Below are 16,389 nucleotides of genomic sequence, written 5' to 3'. Positions count from 1 at the left end.
TGTGGCTTTCACGAATCCCGTCTACGGCGACAACTTCGCCGACCCGCAGGTGGTCGCCGTGGACGGTTCGTACTACGCGTTCGCCACCAACGGACCGCTCGGCAATGTCCAGACGCTGAAGTCGGCCGACCTGGTCTCCTGGGACCAGGTCGGCGACGCCCTTCCCGAACTGCCGGCGTGGACGTCACCGGGAATGGTCTGGGCGCCCGAGGTCGCCGTCCATGCTGCGGACCGATTCGTCATGTATTACACGACTTCCGACACCGCCTCGGGCCGGCAGGCGATCGGTGTCGCGGTTGCGTCGGACCCGAAAGGTCCATATGTCGACAAATCGAGTCGACCACTTATTTGCGAGGCCGGCCAGGGCGGCTCGATCGACGCGAGCCCGTTCCAGGACCCGTCCGGGCAGCGCTGGCTCTACTGGACGTACGCCGTAGGCCACGCCCGCTGCGCCACCCCAGCCGGCCCCTGCACCAAGTCGGGCGACCCCGTCCTGACCAGTTCTGCGGACGCAGCGGGTCCCGGTCACAACATGGTGCTGCAGATCGCCGACCGGTGGTGGTTCGTGTACCACGCGTGGGATCCCGCCTTGGTCGGCACCGATCCGCACGGCCGCACCATGTGGCTGTCCGAACTCACCTGGTCAGGCCACACGCCGTACGTCCAGCCACCGCTGAAGAACAACCCGGTCACTCCTTGGTGAGCGCTCTGCCTAACTGCAGTCCCAGCGGACCGGGTCGTTGTGGAGATTGTCGGTGCCGTAGACCTGGTTGGTGTCGGTGAGGCCGGCGACGCTGCCGCCGGACGCGCCGCCCGGGTCTTGCAGACTGAGCGCTCGTTCGCCCTTGCCTGGCTGGTAAACGCGAGGCCGACCGCTCCCCGCCAGCACGACCGTCCCTGATGAGTTGATCGCCTGAGCCTTGTCCCCGCCGGCGATCGCAGTACTGGAACCGTTCGTGCCAACCTTCCAGGTGGCGGCGCTGTCACCATCCTGCCCGGCGGCGACTCCGTGCCGAATCGCTGCGGCGGTCGTCCACGCGGTGGCGGAGGAAGGCGGGAAGAGCCGAACATTGCCGTCCGGTAACCAGTACGCCGCCAGCTGGTAGCGGGTCCGCGCGTGCGGAATGTCCACGTCGAGCACGGTCCCGACAGCCACGCCGTCGTCGTCGATGTCGGACACGGCGACCTCGTTGAACCCGGCCGGGATCGACAGCACGTGCGGATGATTGGCCGCATCCCAGACCACACCGCGCACGTTCCAGCCGTCCGCGTCACTGACCGTGCCGAGGATGTTGCCACGGTAGTTGTCGATCGCGGTAGCCGTGGCGCCCGCGTAACCGGCTGGGATCGGCAGCGCTGCCAACTGCCCATCGCGGTAGCGCCAGGGCTTCGTGCCGTCCTCATCGCTGGTACCGATCACCAACTGGCCGTCGTCGTTCACGTCAGCCGCCCATGACTGCGCGGCGGGGATGGGAAGTTCAGTGGGCACACCGTCGTCCCAACGGACCGCGTGGTAGTTCCCCTCGCCGTCCTGCGCCGCCCCGGACAGATAGCGACCGCCCGGTGCGACTCCCCGGATGTCCGTCGCCGTCCGCCCGCTCACCTCCGCCACCGCGTGTTCAGCGCAAGCTGTCGATACGGCCGACGCATCCGGACCCGAAACTACCAACGGCAGTCCGAGCGCGAGCAGCGCGATTCCAGCTCTTCCGTACACCAGTTTCTCCTTCGTCCGGCCGAGTGCCGTCATCACACTGACAGGGCGCCCTGTTACCGCGGCACCCTTTCGACCAGCGTCGAAGCCCTTACTGGCCGAGGATTCCGGCGAGCAGAGCGAGTGCGCGCCGGAAGTCGTCGTCGGTCGGACGGGCGTAGCCGATGACGAGGCCGGGTGGGCCGGGGAGGGAGCGGCGGTACTCCGAGAGAGGGGCCACGACGACGCCGGCGGCTCGAGCTCGGGCGGCTACCTCGCGGTCGTCGAGCGAATCGGGGAGGAGGAGGGTGATGTGGAGCCCGGCGTCCTGGCCGATCACGCGGCCGTACGGGGCGAGTACGGCGCAGGTGTGGTTTCGGCGTTCGGCGTACAGGCGGCGGTTCCGGCGGATCACCTGGTCGAGGTAACCGTCACGGAGCATCGCCAGGAACGCTGCCTGCATGGGCCAGGCGGGCCAGTCGCCCGAGTTCTCCCGGTACGCCGCCAGCGCGTCGACCACGTCGGTCGATGCGACCAGCCAGCCAAGCCGGAGCGCCGGGCTGAGGATCTTCGACAAGGTGCCCAGGTGCACCACCCGATCGAGGTCGAGCTGGGCGAGCGCGGGCAGCGGCGCCACGTCGTACCGGAACTCGCTGTCGTAGTCGTCCTCGATCAGCGTCGCGCCGGTGCGTCGTGCCCACCGGATCAGTTCGTTGCGTCGGGCAACGGGTAGCCGGCCGCCGAGCGGGTACTGGTGGGACGGCGTCACGTACGCCGCGGCGAGGTCGTCGCCGAGTTCGCCAACCAGCAGCCCGTCCTCGTCGACACCGAGGTCGACGACCTCCAAGCGCTGGTCGCGCGCCGCGACGACGGCGTTCACGTATCCCGGGTCCTCGATCGCGATCCGCTCGCCCGGCCGATGGCAGACCGAGAGCACCAGCCGCAGCCCGTGGATCGTCCCGTTGGTGATCAGCACGTTCTCGGCGCCGCAGGCGATCCCCCGCACCCGACGGACATGCGCCGCGACCGCCTCCCGCAACGCGGGCAACCCGGCCGGATCCTCGTACCCCGGTGGCGGAAGCTGCGCAGACACCTCACGCCACGCCCGCCGCCAGCCCGCATCCGCGGAACCACCGATGAACGGGATCCCCGCCCGCAGCGACAACAGCTTCTCCTGCGTAGGCGGCGCGGCCTTCGTTCGCCGCCGCTCAACGGGCTGGAGCGGTACTACGTCCGCCACGTAGGTGCCCGCTCCCGTCCGGCCCTCGATCCATCCCTCCGCGTGCAATTGGTCGTACGCCGACTGGGCCACCGACCGGGATACCGCCAGGTCGCGAGCCAGTTCGCGGGTGGAAGGCAACCGGTGCCCCGCCTGCAGCCGGCCGTCCCGGATCGCCGCGCGGAACTGCTCGGCCAACTGCAGGTGCAGCGGACCGGCGCCGGAGCGGTCGAGGACGAGCGGCAGCGAGCTATCCAAAGTGGACTACCTGATTCGAACCGGAATGGACCGTGCCAGCATGCCACTGTCCGGCCACGCTGGTTCCATGACCATCACCACGCCGCTCCAGCCGACCGACCGGACCTCCTTGCGCCGCTCGAAGGAGCGCGCTGCCACCGACCGCGGGGTCCTGCACGCCGTACTGCGGGAAGGCATGTTCTGCCACCTCGGCGTGATCCTCGGCGATGCCCCGCTGGTGCTGCCCACGGCGTACGGGATCGATCTGGATCGTGGTGTCGACGGGACTCTTTATCTGCACGGCTCGGTCGCCGCGCGGAGTGTGGTCGCCGCGCCCGAGCAGACGATCTGCGTGACGGTCACCCACGCGGACGGCCTGGTGCTGGCCCGGTCCGCGTTCCACCACTCGGTGAACTACCGCTCGGCCGTGATCTTCGGGGTACCGCGCCTTGTCACCGACCCGGACGAGAAGCTGCACGGCCTGAACGTGATCGTCGACCATCTGGTCCCCGGCCGCTCGCACGCCACTCGTCCCCCGAACCGCAAGGAGCTGGCCAAGACCTCGGTCCTCGCCCTCCCTCTCACCGAGGCGTCGGTGAAGACCCGCGCCGGCGAGGCGAACGACGAACCCGAGGACTTGACCCTGCCGTACTGGACCGGGGTCATCCCCCTCCGCACCGTCGCCGGCGAGCCGGTCACCAACTCCGACTGCGACCTGCTCACCCCGGCACACATCCGCACCCGCGCCAACCAACTCGGCGCCCCCAGCTGATCAGGCCGCGGTGCCCTTGTTGTAGCTCTTCTGAGCCCAGAAGTAGCCGACAAGGGCAATCGCGAGACACCACGCGAGGGCGAGCCAGCCTGTGCCGCTGTCCATCGGCGCTCCCAGCAGCAGGTGCCGCAGGGTGTCGATGATCGCCGTGAAGGGCTGGTACTCCGCGAACCAGCGGATGCCGCTCGGCATCGACTCCAGCGGGATGAACGTGTTGCTCAGGAAGGGCAGCAGCAGGCTGATCGGCAGGACGATGTTGCTCGCGCCCTCCGGGGTCTTGCTGGTCAGGCCCAGTGCGATCGCGAACCAGGTCAGCGAGACGGTCACCGCGATCATCAGTCCGGCCGCGAGGATCCATTCGCCGGCCGAGGCGTTCGGGCGGAAGCCGATCAGTACGGCGAACCCGATCACGAGCGCGAGACTGACGATCGTCAGCAGCACGTTGCCCAGCACGTGCCCGGTCAGCACGGCCGGCCGGAAGATCGCCATCGTCCGGAACCGGGCGACGATGCCCTCGCTCATGTCCATTGCGGCGCCGACCGCCGGCGACATCGTCCCGGACGCGATCGACATCAGCAGGATGCCCGGGGTGAGGAAGTCGAGGTAGTCGAAGCCGTTGCCGCCGCCGAGGCCGGCCGCGAAGGTGTCGCCGAAGATCAGGCCGAACAGCAACATCATGATCACCGGCATGCCGAGCGCGCCGAGCGACAGCCCGGGGTACCGCAGGGCGTGCCGGAGGTTGCGGCGCAACATCGTGGCGGTGTCGGCCATCGGGTAGCTCGAGATGCTCATCTGCTCGTCACTTTCTCGTCGGTGTGGTTGGTTGCGGGCTGACCGGTGACGGCGAAGAACACGTCGTCCAGGTCGGGGGTGTGGACGGTCAGTTCGTCCACCTCGATGCGGGCGTCGTCGATCCGGGCCAGTACGGCGCGCAGCGACTGCACGCTGCCGTCGTTCGGCACCTGGAGAACCAGGGACTCGTCGTCCCGTGACGCGGACGGCAACACCTGTGCCGCCGCGGCGAACTGGTCAGGCGCGGTGAACCGGAGCCGGATATGACCACCCGGCGCCAGCCGTTTCAGCTCCGCCGGAGTGCCCTGGGCGACCAACTGACCGTGATCCAGTACTGCGATCCGGTCGGCGAGCTCGTCGGCCTCCTCCAGGTACTGGGTGGTCAGCAGGACCGTGACGCCGCCGGCGACCAACTCGCGGACGAGTTGCCACATGCTGTGCCGGCTGCGCGGGTCGAGCCCGGTCGTCGGCTCGTCCAGGAAGATGATCCGCGGGTTCCCGACCAGCGTCATCGCCAGATCGAGCCGCCGCTTCATGCCGCCGGAGTACGTCATCGCGAGCTTCTTGCCGGCTTCGACCAGGTCGAAGCGCTCCAGCAGTTCGGCCGCCCGGCGGCGCGCCTCGCGGCGGCCGAGGTGGTGGAGGTCGGCCATCATGACCAGGTTCTCCTCGCCGGTCAGCAGACCGTCGACCGCGGAGAACTGGCCGGTCACACCGATCGCGGCCCGGACGGCCTCGGGGTCGCGGTGCAGGTCGTGCCCGGCGACCCGGATCTCGCCGGCATCGGCGGTGATCAGGGTGGACAGGATCTGGACCGCAGTGGTCTTGCCCGCGCCGTTCGGGCCGAGCAGCGAAAAGATGGTGCCTTCGGCAACTTTCAGGTCGATGCCGTCGAGCACGAGCTTGTCGCCGTACGACTTGCGCAGGCCGGCGACGTCGATCGCCAGGGATGAACTGTTCATACTTCCTCGCTTGTTTTCGGGCAGGGTGAACCTGACCTGATGGCCAAAGGGTTTGCGGAGGGGAGATTCAGGACGTGCTGATCCAGCCGGCCGACTGTGGTCAGGTCGCCGCTCGGTGGATCAGGTGTTCAGTTGTGGGGGCGTGGATCAGATGTTGAGGTCTTCGACGGCCGGCTGGTCGGCGGCTTCCTCGACCAGTGCGTAGAGGTCGTCCGGGATCAGCGCGTGCAGTTCCTCGAGGGTGTCGACGACGTGCAGCGTGGCCTCGCCTTGGGCCATGCTCCAGGTCTGGTTGCTGCTGAAGCTGCCGATCCAGCTTCGCCAGCCGGTGTAGTTCTGGTCCTCACCGTCGACGGTCTGGTTGGCGGTGAACTGGTTGGTCCGGTCGGCGTACAGGACGAACTTGCCGGTCCTGCTCCGGTACACCTTGAACGCCTCGTAGCCGTTCTTGTTCGACCGGCCGCCCTCGGCCAGCAGGACACCGGAGAACCGCTGCTTGCGACCGGCCCCCCGCCCGACCCGCACGGTGATCTCGTCGAACCCGTCGAGCCGGCCTTCCTCCAACTCCACATACCGCCGCAGCGCGATGGAGATCGCCTGGGACAGGTTCCCGGCGAGTTCCTGGGCCCGCTTGTAGAGGGCCAGGTCGTCATCGGACACGTAGATCGTCTTGTTCGGCATCAGCTCTCCTCCTACGTAGAACTATACGCACACCCCTACGTAGATGTCTACATATATCCCTGCGTATACAGCTCAGATCTGCCACGATCGACCCCGTGGATTCTCCCGAGCAGCGCTACGACGACCTGTCCGACCGCGTCTTCACGCTGTACTCCGAAGGCGAGCAACGCGCCGCCCTGGAACTGCTGAGCCGTCCAGACCCTGAGCTCGCCCCCTGGTCGGCGGAGCTCGCCCATACCGCGGCCTGCCTGCACGGCTCCCTCGGCGAACCAGAGGCAGCTCTCCAGGTACTACGAGCCGCGAGCGACTCGGGCGCCTGGTGGGACCCGTCGATCCTGACCGATGACGACGACCTGGCTACCTTGCAGCCCCTGCCGGAGTTCCAGGAGCTGGTCGCTCTCTCGGCCACACGCAGGAGCCCGGACCCGCGTCCCGCGCTCATCCAGCTTCCGCCGCGCGCTGATAGCGCGGCGTCAGTCTCGCCCTCGACCAACCCCTCCGCAGACGCCCGCCTCGACATGCTCGCCAGCCGGTCGAGCGACCTATCGCTGGCTGGTGGAGTGGTGGTTGCGCTGCACGGGGCCGGGCAGACGGCGGCCCGGGCTGCGGCGGACTGGGCGGAGGTGCTGGAGCTCGGCTACGCGCTGGTGTGCGTGGAGTCGTCGCAGCGGATGTCGCCGATGTACCGGACCTGGCCGGAGCGGGATCGTGCGGTGGAGGACATCGCCCGAGCTCTCGACGAGCTGCCCGACGCCTTGCGCGGATTGCCGCTCATCGCGGCGGGATTCTCGGCGGGCGGCCGGGCCGCGCTCGACTGGGCGTTGACCGCGGACCCGACCCCGGCGACCGGCGTACTCGTGGTCGCTCCGGCCCTGCGGGAGTTGCCGACCGAGGCGGCCGGGCCGTTGGCACCGGCCGAAGTGCTGATCGGTGAAGACGATGAGCTGCTGGAGGTTGTGGACGACGCGGCCGACCGGCTGACCGGCTTCGGGCTCTCGATCCAGCGGGTACCGGGTGTGGGGCACGAGTTTCCACAGAACTTCGGGCGCTGGCTGGGCGAGGTCTTCCCCAGTTGTGGATAAGACGGTGATCAAACCTTGTTGATCCACAGATTTCGGCGATTTTGGCCCCGAATCGGCCGAAATCCGGGGACAACCTGGGGACAACGGTCGCAAAAGCTGTGCACAGCTGGGGATACCCATGTGGATAACTGCAGCCGTGTCATTCGCCCCGAAAGCACGAGAAACCTCGCACCTGAGCCGGTTGCGCCCGGTCGCCGGCTCAGGTCCGAGGTGTACCGCAACGCCAGTGCGCGCGGCCAACTGCTGACGCAGTACTAGCTGAGAAGGGTCAGATCCACTGGGTGGAGACGACGAAACCGACGGCGATCAGGCCCATGCCGATCAGCAGGTTCCAGTTGTTCAGGTCCTTCATCACCGGGATGTCCTGGCCGGCCACGTAGAAGACGACCAGCCAGGCGAGTCCGAGCAGCCAGCAACCGAGCATCAGCGGCGCCACCCAGACGCGACTGGTGGTGCGTGGTTTCTTCGGAGTCTTCTCCACCTTCACCTTCTCGGCGGAGGACTTCTTCGTTTTGCGACTGCTCGACTCGGGCACGGATTCGACTCCTTGTAGCGGACACTAAGGTGAGTGGTGTCGCCTCGGTTCGCGAGGCCGGCACCAGCCACACCACTGGGTCTGGCCTCGGTTAGCGTAGTGCAGACGGGAGCAAGGGGTTCACGGGTGAGCAGGCTGCGGCGTTTTTCGCTCTGGCGGGCTAGTGCGCCAGTGGCGCTGATGTGCGCCGGTCTGCTGTTCGCGACCAGTGCCACCAATGCCCGTGGCACCGACCTGCGCCCTAGTCGCAACACTACGCTCGCAGGCCTCGTGGAGGAACAGAGCCGCCGTAGCGCGACCCTGACCCGCCAGCACGCGGAGTTGACCCAGGACATCGAGAAACTGCAGGCGCAGCAGGGCTCGATCGCGCCCAAGCTGGCCAAGCAGCTGAAGGACTTGTCCGAGCAGGTCGGGACGGTGCCGGTGACCGGCCCGGGACTGACCGTCACGCTGAAGGACGCCCCGTCACAGGTGGTGAAGGACAATCCGGACGTCGACGCCGACTGGCTGGTGATCCACCAGCAGGACATCCAGGCCGTGGTGAACGCGCTCTGGGCCGGTGGCGCCGACGCGATCTCGATCCAGAACCACCGGGTCATCTCGACGACCGGCATCAAGTGCGTGGGCAACTCGGTCGTCCTGCACGGCGTGCCCTACCTCCCGCCGTACAAGATCACCGCGATCGGCGACCGGCGGAAGCTGCAGAAGGCGCTCGACGATTCGCAGTACATCGACAATCTGCAGGACTACGTGGTGAAGTTCCAGCTCGGCTACGAGGTGAAGACGCAGTCGTCGATCGCCATGCCGGCGTACGAGGGCACCCTGGACCTGCAGAGCGCGACGGTGCCGGGCTTCGACAAGAAGCCGACGGTCAGCCCGTCGGTCACCGGCAGCGGTCGCTGAAACACAGCCCCACAGTTCCCGCGGGCCTGTCAGAATGGTGCGCATGCCGCGGATCCTTGTCGTCGACAACTACGACTCCTTCGTCTACAACCTGGTGCAGTACCTGCAGCAGTTGCAGGCCGACACCACCGTGCTACGCAACGACGAGGTCACCCCTGACCAGGTCACGGCGTACGACGGTGTCCTGCTGTCGCCCGGGCCGGGGACGCCGGAGGAAGCCGGTGCCTGCGTCGACATCGTCCGGGAGGCGGGTGGCGAGGTCCCGATCTTCGGGGTCTGCCTCGGCCTGCAGGCGATCGGCGTCGCGTACGGCGGTGTCGTCGGGCGGGCCGACGAGTTGCTGCACGGCAAGACCAGCCAGGTGTTCCACGAGGGTGCCGGAGTGCTCGCCGGGCTCCCGTCGCCGTTCACCGCGACCAGGTACCACTCGCTCGCGATCTCCGAGGACAGCGTGCCCGACGAACTGCAGGTGACGGCGCGAACCGAGGCCGGCGTGATCATGGCCGCGCGGCACCGGGACCTGCCGGTCGAGGGCGTCCAGTTCCACCCCGAGTCGGTGCTTACCGAAGGCGGCCACCGGATGCTGGCCAACTGGCTCGCGATCTGCGGCGACGCCGGCGCGGTGGCCCGCTCGGCCGGAATGGCTCCCGTCGTCAGCTGACTCAGGACGCAGCCGGGACAAAGCAACCCAGGACAAGCAACCCAGGACAAGCAACCCGGTCGAGCAACTCCGGAACAAGCAAAAGGACCGCGGGACGATTCCCGCGGTCCTTTGCCGTTCTGCCTCAGCGCTCTCCGCTGCTGCCGCCACTCGGCTGTTGCGGCAGCCCCGGCCCGCCACCGCCGATGATCGGCGTGTTGGACTCCGTCGGACTGTTGGTCGGGGTGTTGGTCGGCGTGTTCGTCGGCTCATCCGCCGCGACCGCGATCGACAGGATCACCTTCGTGCCCTTGGGCACCTTCGAGCCCGCCTTCACGCTCTGCTTGACGACCGTGCCCTCGACCGCGTTCGGGTCCGACTTGTCCTGCAGGTAGCCGACGGCCAGGCCGAGGCCCTTCAGGGTGTTGGTGGCGTCGTCCTGGTTCTGCGTGGTGACGTCGGGCACGTCCACCTTCGAGCTGCCGTTGGACAGCGTCAGGGTGAACTTCGTACCCGGCGCGTACTGCCCGCTGGGATCGGGGCTGACCTTGATCACGCTGTCCTTGGGCTCGTCGCTGTCCGCCCGGTTCACCTTGGACGCCACCTCGAACTTGCCCGGAGCGTTCTCCAGCGCGTCCCTGGCGTCCTGCTCGGACTTGCCGAGCACGTCCGGCACCGGGAACGTGTTCGGGCCGGCGGACACCACCAGCGTGACGGTCGAGTTCTTGTCGACCATCGCATTCGCACCAGGCTGCTGCTTGGCGACCGAGCCCTTCGGTATGTCGGTGCTGGCCGCCGAGGTCGTCGCCACCTGGAGGCCCTTCGCCGTCAGGATCGCGGTCGCCTCGTCCTGCGTCTTGCCGACGACACTCGGTACGGCGACCTGCGTGACCGGCGGCGGGTCGTCCTTCTTGCCCAGGTTCGTGATGATCGCGTAGGCGCCGACCGCGACGGCCACGATCGCCAGACCGAGCAGGAAGTACGCCAGGCCACGGTTGCGCCGGGCGCGGGCAGCCTCGACGTCGTCGCCACCGTCGTCAGGCGGCAGCAGGTCGCTCGCCGGACGGTACGCCTGAGTGGCTGCCGCCGCGGGCGCCACCGCGGTCGGCTGGATCGCACGGGTCTCGGCGATCGCGGCCATCGGCGCGGTCACCTGCTGGCCGGCCAGCACCCGGTGGATGTCGGCCCGCATCTCCGACGCGCTCTGGTAGCGGTGCTCGCGGTTCTTCGTCAGGGCCTTCAGGACGACCGCGTCGACCTCCGGCGGGATGTCCGGATCGAACGACGACGGGGGCAGCGGCTCTTCCCGGACGTGCTGGTAGGCGACCGACACCGGCGATTCACCGACGAACGGGGGCCGCCCGACGAGCAGTTCGTACAGCAGGCAGCCGGTCGAGTAGAGGTCGGAGCGCGCGTCGACCGTCTCGCCACGGGCCTGCTCGGGCGACAGGTACTGCGCCGTACCGATCACCGCGGCGGTCTGGGTCATCGTCGACGAGGTGTCCGCGACGGCCCGGGCGATGCCGAAGTCCATCACCTTGACCTGGCCCTGCGGGGTCAGCATCACGTTGCCGGGCTTGATGTCGCGGTGCACGATGCCGGCCCGGTGGCTGTAGTCGAGCGCCTCGAGCACACCGGAGGTGATCTCCAGGGCGCGCTCGGGCATGATCTTGCGGCCCTCGCGGATCAGGTCACGCAGCGTCTTGCCGGCCACGTACTCCATCACGATGTACGGGATGGTGACGCCGGAACCGTTCGGGTCCGGTTCCTCACCGGTGTCGTAGACCGACACGATGGTCGGGTGGTTCAGCGAGGCGGCCGACTGGGCCTCCCGCCGGAATCTGGCCTGGAAGGTGGAGTCGCTGGCCAGATCGACCCGGAGCCGCTTGATCGCGACCGTTCGACCGAGCCGGTTGTCGATGCCCTTGCGGACATCGGCCATGCCCCCTCGACCCAGCGGTTCGCCCTCTTCGTAGCGGCCGCCGACGAGACGTGCCTGCGATGTCATTCCTCTGCCTTCCAACCTGCGCGGATCGAACTCGGCCAAAACACACTCAATCCGCCCACGGTAGCTGTGTCGACCAGCCGGCCCTGGTACGGCGGACGTTCTGTCACCCGGTTGTACCTCATCGTCGTCACTGTCCCAGCACCGCTTCCATCACCGCTTTGGCGATCGGCGCCGCTAGCGCACCGCCGGCGATGTCGTTGCGCGGCACGTTGGCGTCCTCGATCATCACCGCGACCGCGATCTTCGGGTCGTTGGCCGGCGCGAACGCGGTGAACCAGGCGAACGGGGGCTTGTCCGGCGTCGTCTGCGCCGTACCGGTCTTGCCGGCCACCTGGACGCCCTTGATCTGGCCTGGCTTGCCGGTGCCGTTCTGCACCACGTCGATCATCATCTGGGTCAGCTGGTTCGCGACGTCGGGGCTGACCGCCTGGTGCAGCGACTCCGGCTTGGTCTCGGACACCGTCTTCAGGTCGACGGTCTTGATGTTCTGGACCAGGTACGGCTTCATCACGTTGCCACCGTTGGCGATCCCGGCCGACACCATCGCCATCTGCAGCGGAGTGGCCCGGACGTCGAACTGGCCGATCGCCGACTGGGCGGTCTGCGGCGCGTTCGGGTCGGCCGGGAACTGGCTGGCCGCGGCGCCCAGTTCGGGCAGTTGCCGCTCGCCGAAGCCGAACTTCTCGGCCTGGTCGCGGAGCGCGTCCGCGCCGAGTTCGAGGCCGACCGAGCCGAACGCGGTGTTGCACGAGTAGCGCAGCGCGACCGTCAGGGTGGCGTTGTCGCTGCCACCGCAGTTCTGCCCGTTCTCGTTGGGCAGCTTGACGGTGGTCTGCGGCAGGTCGAGCTCGGCAGGCGAGCGCACGTGCGTCTGCGGGTTGTACTTGCCGCTGGACAGCGCGGCGGCCGCGGTGACCAGCTTGAACGTCGAACCCGGCGGGTAGAGCTCCTTGATCGCCCGGTTCGACATCGGCCGGGACTTGTCCTCGGTCAGCTTCTTCCAGTTGGCGCCGACCTTGTTCAGGTCGTGTCCGGCCAGGTCGTTCGGGTCGTACGACGGCCTGCTCACCAGCGCGAGCACCTTGCCGGTCTTCGGCTCCAGCGCGACCACCGCACCGGTCTTCCCCGCAAGCCCCCGGTACGCCGCGATCTGGGCCGCCGCGTTCAGCGTCAGCGTGACGCTCGCGCCCTGCTGGCGACGATCGGTGATCACGTCGACCACCCGGCGGAACGCCATCGACGGGTCGGAGCCGTTCAGCTCGGAGTTCTGGCTCAGCTCGATCCCGGCCCGGCCGAACAGGTACGAGTAGTAGCCGGTCACCGGGGCGTAGGCCTCGGCGATGTTCGGCGGATAGGTCCGCTGATACACGAACCGGTCGTTGGACGGCTTGCTCTGCGCGATCGGCACACTGCCGACCAGGATCGCCCCGCGGTTCACCGAGAACTGCGAGTCGCGGACCCGCTTGTTGTCGTTGCGTCCGTTCAGGTCACTCGCCCGGAAGGCCTGCAGATAGGTGGAGTTCGCCATCAGCGCGAGCATCAGGATGATCGCGGCCACGGCCAGTCGTCGGATAGCTGAGTTCACTGCTTCTGCACCACCATGGCGATCGTCTCGTCGGACACGGGGGCCGCCGGGGTCTGTGGCCGCCGGGCCTGGTCACTGATCCGCAGCAGCAGCGCGATGATCGCCCAGTTCGCCACCAGCGACGTACCACCGAGCGCCATGAACGGCGTGGCCAGACCGGTCAGCGGGATCAGGCCGGTGACACCGCCGATGATCACGAACACCTGCAGCGCGAACGACATCGCCAGACCGGTCGCGACCAGCTTGCCGAAGATGTCCCGGCAGCCGAGTGCGGTGCGCAGGCCGCGCTCGATGATGAGCGTGTAGATCAAGATGATCGCGATCAGTCCGGTCAGCCCGAGCTCCTCGGCGAACGACGAGATGATCATGTCGCTCTGCGAGTACAGCGTGAGTTCCGGCCGGCCTTGACCCAGACCGCGGCCGAGAACGCCGCCCCACCCCTGCCCCATCAGGCCGACCGCGATCTGGCCGCCGTCGATCGAGAACGGGTCCAGCCAGTCGGTGATCCGCTTGTGCACGTGACCGATCGCCGAGTACGCGAAGAACGCGCCGCCGACGAACAGCAGGCCGCCGATGATCAGCCAGCCCGCGCGCTCGGTCGAGACGTACAGCAGGAACAGGAACAGGCCGAAGAACAGCAGTGACGACCCGAGATCGCTCTCGAACACCAGCACGCCCAAACTGACCAGCCAGGCGACCCCGATCGGGCCGAGGTCGCGGGCGCGCGGCAGGTCGAGGCCGAGGAACCGGTGCCCGGCCAGCGTCAGCACGTCCCGTTTCACCACCAGGTAGCCGGCGAAGAAGATGACCAGGCACAACTTCGCGAACTCACCGGGCTGGAACGACATCCCGGCCAGCCGGATCCAGATCCGGGCACCGTTCAGGTTGACCCCCAGACCCGGGATCAGCGGCAGGACGAGCAGCACGAGACCGGCCAGTCCGGCCGTGTAGGTCAGTGCCTGCAGCCGGCGATGATCTCTGACCAGCAGGATCACCACCAGGAAGAGCACGACGCCGACCGCGGTCCAGGTGATCTGCTGCGGTGCCGTCGGCGACTTCGGGGTCCGGCCGGCCGCGATCGCGCTCGCCTCCAGGCCGAGATCGAGGCGGTGGATCATCGCCACGCCGAGGCCGTTCAGGAGCACGGCGCAGGGCAGCAGCACCGGGTCGGCGTACGGGGCGCGGTAGCGCAGGGCGAGGTGGGCGGTCAGCGCGAGCAGGCCGATGCCGGCCGCGTAGTACCCGGTGCTGGCCGGCACCTTGTCCTGCACGGTGAGGCCGACGTTGACGTACGCGCCGACCGAGACACCGATCGCGATGATCAGCAGCATCAGCTCCACCCCGCGCCGGGTACGGGGCATGATCTGGATGACCGACGTCGAGGCGATGCTCATCGGACCCCGTCGCAGTCGTCCGGGTTGCTACCGGCGGGCGTCGAGGCAGGCGTGGACGGAGCGGTCGCCGGCGGCTTCGAGACCGGAGTGGAGACCGGGGGCTTCGACGGCGTCGTGGCCGGTTTGCTCGGTGTCGGGCTGGTGGTCGGCTTCACCGGCGGCTTCGCCTTGGCCGCGCACTGGTCGGCGACCCGCTGGAGCTCGGTCACGATCGTCCGGGCACCGGCTAGGTCGTCCGCCTGGATGGTGCCCTCCACCTGCTCACGGCTGTACGTCGGCAGCTTGTCCACCTGCAGTGGCTGCCGCTCGTAGACGCTCGACAAGGACAGACCGGGGAAGTCCTGGTCCACCCCCTTGAAGATGGCCACGTAGTCGCCGTCGGTGCCCACGTAGTACTGCTTCTGGGTCCAGCTGTAGGCGAACCACCCGCCGCCCGCGATCAGAGCCAGTACTACGGCGAGCACGGCGAGCCGACGCAGCCAGAGGAAGCGCTTCGGCGGCCTGGGCGCATACCGCAGCTCCTCGGGATCTATCCCCGCGCCACCAGCACCGCCGTCGCCGTCACCATGACCCCGTACGGCGATGGTCGGTTCGCCGCGACCCGTGCCGCCCTGGGCGAGCTCGGCCGCGGCGCCGACCAGTTGCGGCTGGTCCCCACTGGCCGGGGCGGTCTCGACCACGTCGGCCACGACGCAGGTGATGTTGTCGTTCGACCCGGCCTCGAGGGCGTGCGTGATCAGCTCGACCACCACCGAGTCCGGCGTACCGTCGGCCATCGAGGCGGCGATCACCTGGTCGCTGACGTAGTCGGGCAGGCCGTCGCTGCACAGCAGCAACCGGTCACCCGCCCGGACGTCGAGCATCTCCAGGTCCGGATCGGAGTCCGGCCGGCCGTCGAGCACGCGCAGGATCAGGTTGCGGTGCGGGTGGGTGAACGCTTCTTCCTTGGAGATCCGGCCCTCGTCCACCAGCGACTGCACGAACGTGTGGTCGTGGCTCAACTGGTAGAGCAGGCCGTCGCGCAACCGGTACGCCCGGGAGTCGCCGAGGTGGGCCAGGCCGAGGTGCTCGCCGTCGAAGAGCAGAGCGGTCACCGTGGACCCCATGCCCTCGCGCTCGGGGTCCTCCTCGACCAGCTCGGACAGCCGTTCGTTGGCCCGGTGGACGGCGCCCGCGAGCGCCTCCATCATGTCCGGACCGGTGATGTTCGAGGTGTCCAGCCGGCGGATCACCTGGACAGCGGCGGCGCTGGCCACCTCGCCGGCCGCCGCGCCACCCATCCCGTCGGCGAGCAGCAGCAGATGCGGACCGGCGTACGCCGAATCCTCGTTGTTGCGGCGCACCCGTCCGACGTCGGACAGTGCGGCGTAGTCGAGCGACAGGGTCATGGACGGGGCCTACTTCGCGATGTTCAGCGTCGTACGGCCGATCCGGATCGAACCGCCGATCTCGGCCGGCACCGGCCGGGTCACCCGTTGCCCGTCCAGGTAGGTGCCGTTGGTGGAGCCGAGGTCCTCGACCCACCATTCGCCCTCGGACTGGAACACCCGGGCATGCCGGGTGGAGGAGTAGTCGTCGTCGAGGCGGATCTGGCAGTCCGAACCGCGGCCGATCACCACCGGCTCCGAGCTCAAGGTGGCGCCGACACCGGCCTGCGGGCCGTCGGCGATCGTGACCGATCCGGGCACGCCCTTGCGCTTCTTCACCGGTTTGGCCGGCTTCGGGGACCGGCCGTTGGTGGCCACCGGCGCGGCCAGCGCGCGGCTGTCCACCTTGGCGCCGAACAGGTCCGACCGGATCACCGACAAGACAGCCAGGACGAACATCCACAATAGGGCCAGGAACCCCAGTTTGATCAGGGTCAGCGTGAGTTCCGACATGGAAGTGTG

16 protein-coding genes are annotated in these 16,389 nt (G+C 68.3%); 5 read left to right on the top strand and 11 right to left on the bottom strand.

The features are described 5' to 3' along the window. Position 1: 1 nt before the first annotated feature. The gene (locus DIZ26_RS23205) at positions 2-703 is read left to right on the top strand and encodes a glycoside hydrolase family 43 protein (RefSeq protein WP_112244940.1); all 702 of its coding nucleotides are present in this window, start codon (positions 2-4) and stop codon (positions 701-703) included. 9 nt (positions 704-712) lie between these two features. Here the strand turns inward: DIZ26_RS23205 and DIZ26_RS23200 are convergent, their stop codons facing one another. Together DIZ26_RS23200 and pdxR are read right to left on the bottom strand one after the other, a co-directional pair. Continuing rightward, positions 713-1,714 (bottom strand): hypothetical protein, encoded by a 1,002-nt coding sequence (locus DIZ26_RS23200; protein WP_157979790.1) that lies wholly within the window; start codon positions 1,712-1,714, stop codon positions 713-715. Between the two features lie 88 nt (positions 1,715-1,802). Beyond that, complete coding sequence (gene pdxR, locus DIZ26_RS23195) at positions 1,803-3,167, bottom strand: MocR-like pyridoxine biosynthesis transcription factor PdxR (protein WP_112244936.1); 1,365 nt, start codon at positions 3,165-3,167, stop codon at positions 1,803-1,805. Between the two features lie 67 nt (positions 3,168-3,234). Between pdxR and DIZ26_RS23190 the strand changes: the two genes are divergently transcribed. Continuing rightward, positions 3,235-3,918 (top strand): pyridoxamine 5'-phosphate oxidase family protein, encoded by a 684-nt coding sequence (locus tag DIZ26_RS23190; protein ID WP_232828536.1) that lies wholly within the window; start codon positions 3,235-3,237, stop codon positions 3,916-3,918. Here DIZ26_RS23190 and DIZ26_RS23185 read toward each other — a convergent pair whose 3' ends face one another. The 3 genes from DIZ26_RS23185 to DIZ26_RS23175 form a co-directional block, all read right to left on the bottom strand. After that, positions 3,919-4,710, bottom strand: coding sequence for an ABC transporter permease (locus tag DIZ26_RS23185; RefSeq protein ID WP_112244934.1), 792 nt, complete (start codon positions 4,708-4,710; stop codon positions 3,919-3,921). Further along, complete coding sequence (locus tag DIZ26_RS23180; RefSeq protein ID WP_112244932.1) at positions 4,707-5,672, bottom strand: ATP-binding cassette domain-containing protein; 966 nt, start codon at positions 5,670-5,672, stop codon at positions 4,707-4,709. The genes DIZ26_RS23185 and DIZ26_RS23180 overlap by 4 nt, the downstream gene beginning before the upstream one ends. 147 nt (positions 5,673-5,819) lie before the next feature. Further along, on the bottom strand, positions 5,820-6,353 hold the full coding sequence (locus DIZ26_RS23175; RefSeq protein WP_112244930.1) for an EXLDI protein: 534 nt from the start codon (positions 6,351-6,353) through the stop codon (positions 5,820-5,822). 95 nt (positions 6,354-6,448) lie between these two features. Here DIZ26_RS23175 and DIZ26_RS23170 point away from each other — a divergent pair, with 95 nt between their 5' ends. Next, complete coding sequence (locus tag DIZ26_RS23170; RefSeq protein WP_112244928.1) at positions 6,449-7,435, top strand: alpha/beta hydrolase; 987 nt, start codon at positions 6,449-6,451, stop codon at positions 7,433-7,435. Positions 7,436-7,703: 268 nt separating this feature from the next. On the opposite strand, the gene DIZ26_RS23165 is transcribed toward DIZ26_RS23170, so the two are convergent. Beyond that, on the bottom strand, positions 7,704-7,970 hold the full coding sequence (locus tag DIZ26_RS23165; RefSeq protein ID WP_112244926.1) for a cell division protein CrgA: 267 nt from the start codon (positions 7,968-7,970) through the stop codon (positions 7,704-7,706). A 270-nt stretch (positions 7,971-8,240) separates the two neighbouring features. On the opposite strand from DIZ26_RS23165, the gene DIZ26_RS23160 reads away from it, so the two are divergent. Both DIZ26_RS23160 and DIZ26_RS23155 read left to right on the top strand, forming a co-directional pair. Beyond that, positions 8,241-8,873 carry a DUF881 domain-containing protein gene (locus tag DIZ26_RS23160; protein ID WP_232828535.1) on the top strand — a complete coding sequence of 211 codons (633 nt, stop codon included), beginning with the start codon at positions 8,241-8,243 and terminating at the stop codon, positions 8,871-8,873. Positions 8,874-8,916: 43 nt separating this feature from the next. Further along, positions 8,917-9,534: an aminodeoxychorismate/anthranilate synthase component II gene (locus DIZ26_RS23155; RefSeq protein ID WP_112245442.1), complete on the top strand. Its 618-nt coding sequence runs from the start codon at positions 8,917-8,919 to the stop codon at positions 9,532-9,534. A 124-nt stretch (positions 9,535-9,658) separates the two neighbouring features. On the opposite strand, the gene pknB is transcribed toward DIZ26_RS23155, so the two are convergent. From pknB to DIZ26_RS23130, 5 genes are all read right to left on the bottom strand, one after another. Next, positions 9,659-11,521, bottom strand: a complete 1,863-nt coding sequence (gene pknB, locus DIZ26_RS23150; protein WP_112244922.1) for a Stk1 family PASTA domain-containing Ser/Thr kinase — start codon at positions 11,519-11,521, stop codon at positions 9,659-9,661. A gap of 127 nt (positions 11,522-11,648) precedes the next feature. Continuing rightward, on the bottom strand, positions 11,649-13,106 hold the full coding sequence (locus tag DIZ26_RS23145; RefSeq protein ID WP_112244920.1) for a peptidoglycan D,D-transpeptidase FtsI family protein: 1,458 nt from the start codon (positions 13,104-13,106) through the stop codon (positions 11,649-11,651). Beyond that, positions 13,103-14,500 carry an FtsW/RodA/SpoVE family cell cycle protein gene (locus DIZ26_RS23140; protein WP_112244918.1) on the bottom strand — a complete coding sequence of 466 codons (1,398 nt, stop codon included), beginning with the start codon at positions 14,498-14,500 and terminating at the stop codon, positions 13,103-13,105. Before DIZ26_RS23140 ends, DIZ26_RS23145 begins: the two co-directional genes overlap by 4 nt. Beyond that, positions 14,497-15,888, bottom strand: a complete 1,392-nt coding sequence (locus DIZ26_RS23135) for a protein phosphatase 2C domain-containing protein (protein WP_112244916.1) — start codon at positions 15,886-15,888, stop codon at positions 14,497-14,499. Before DIZ26_RS23135 ends, DIZ26_RS23140 begins: the two co-directional genes overlap by 4 nt. 9 nt (positions 15,889-15,897) lie before the next feature. Continuing rightward, positions 15,898-16,380, bottom strand: a complete 483-nt coding sequence (locus tag DIZ26_RS23130; RefSeq protein ID WP_112244914.1) for an FHA domain-containing protein FhaB/FipA — start codon at positions 16,378-16,380, stop codon at positions 15,898-15,900. Positions 16,381-16,389 lie beyond the last annotated feature (9 nt).

Origin of the sequence: Kribbella monticola (genome assembly GCF_003261635.1) — a bacterium.
Taxonomy (GTDB): domain Bacteria; phylum Actinomycetota; class Actinomycetes; order Propionibacteriales; family Kribbellaceae; genus Kribbella; species Kribbella monticola.
The sequence above is the reverse complement of the archived record's forward strand: the minus strand, read 5'-3'. Positions and strand labels throughout refer to the sequence as shown.

Bases quoted from the DNA above. Each gene is read 5' to 3' on its own strand.
- DIZ26_RS23155 (WP_112245442.1), top strand. From the start codon at position 8,917: ATGCCGCGGATCCTTGTCGTCGACAACTACGACTCCTTCGTCTACAAC.
- DIZ26_RS23185 (WP_112244934.1), bottom strand. From the start codon at position 4,710: ATGAGCATCTCGAGCTACCCGATGGCCGACACCGCCACGATGTTGCGC.
- DIZ26_RS23140 (WP_112244918.1), bottom strand. From the start codon at position 14,500: ATGAGCATCGCCTCGACGTCGGTCATCCAGATCATGCCCCGTACCCGG.
- DIZ26_RS23180 (WP_112244932.1), bottom strand. From the start codon at position 5,672: ATGAACAGTTCATCCCTGGCGATCGACGTCGCCGGCCTGCGCAAGTCG.
- pknB (WP_112244922.1), bottom strand. From the start codon at position 11,521: ATGACATCGCAGGCACGTCTCGTCGGCGGCCGCTACGAAGAGGGCGAA.
- DIZ26_RS23190 (WP_232828536.1), top strand. From the start codon at position 3,235: ATGACCATCACCACGCCGCTCCAGCCGACCGACCGGACCTCCTTGCGC.
- DIZ26_RS23135 (WP_112244916.1), bottom strand. From the start codon at position 15,888: ATGACCCTGTCGCTCGACTACGCCGCACTGTCCGACGTCGGACGGGTG.
- DIZ26_RS23130 (WP_112244914.1), bottom strand. From the start codon at position 16,380: ATGTCGGAACTCACGCTGACCCTGATCAAACTGGGGTTCCTGGCCCTA.
- DIZ26_RS23175 (WP_112244930.1), bottom strand. From the start codon at position 6,353: ATGCCGAACAAGACGATCTACGTGTCCGATGACGACCTGGCCCTCTAC.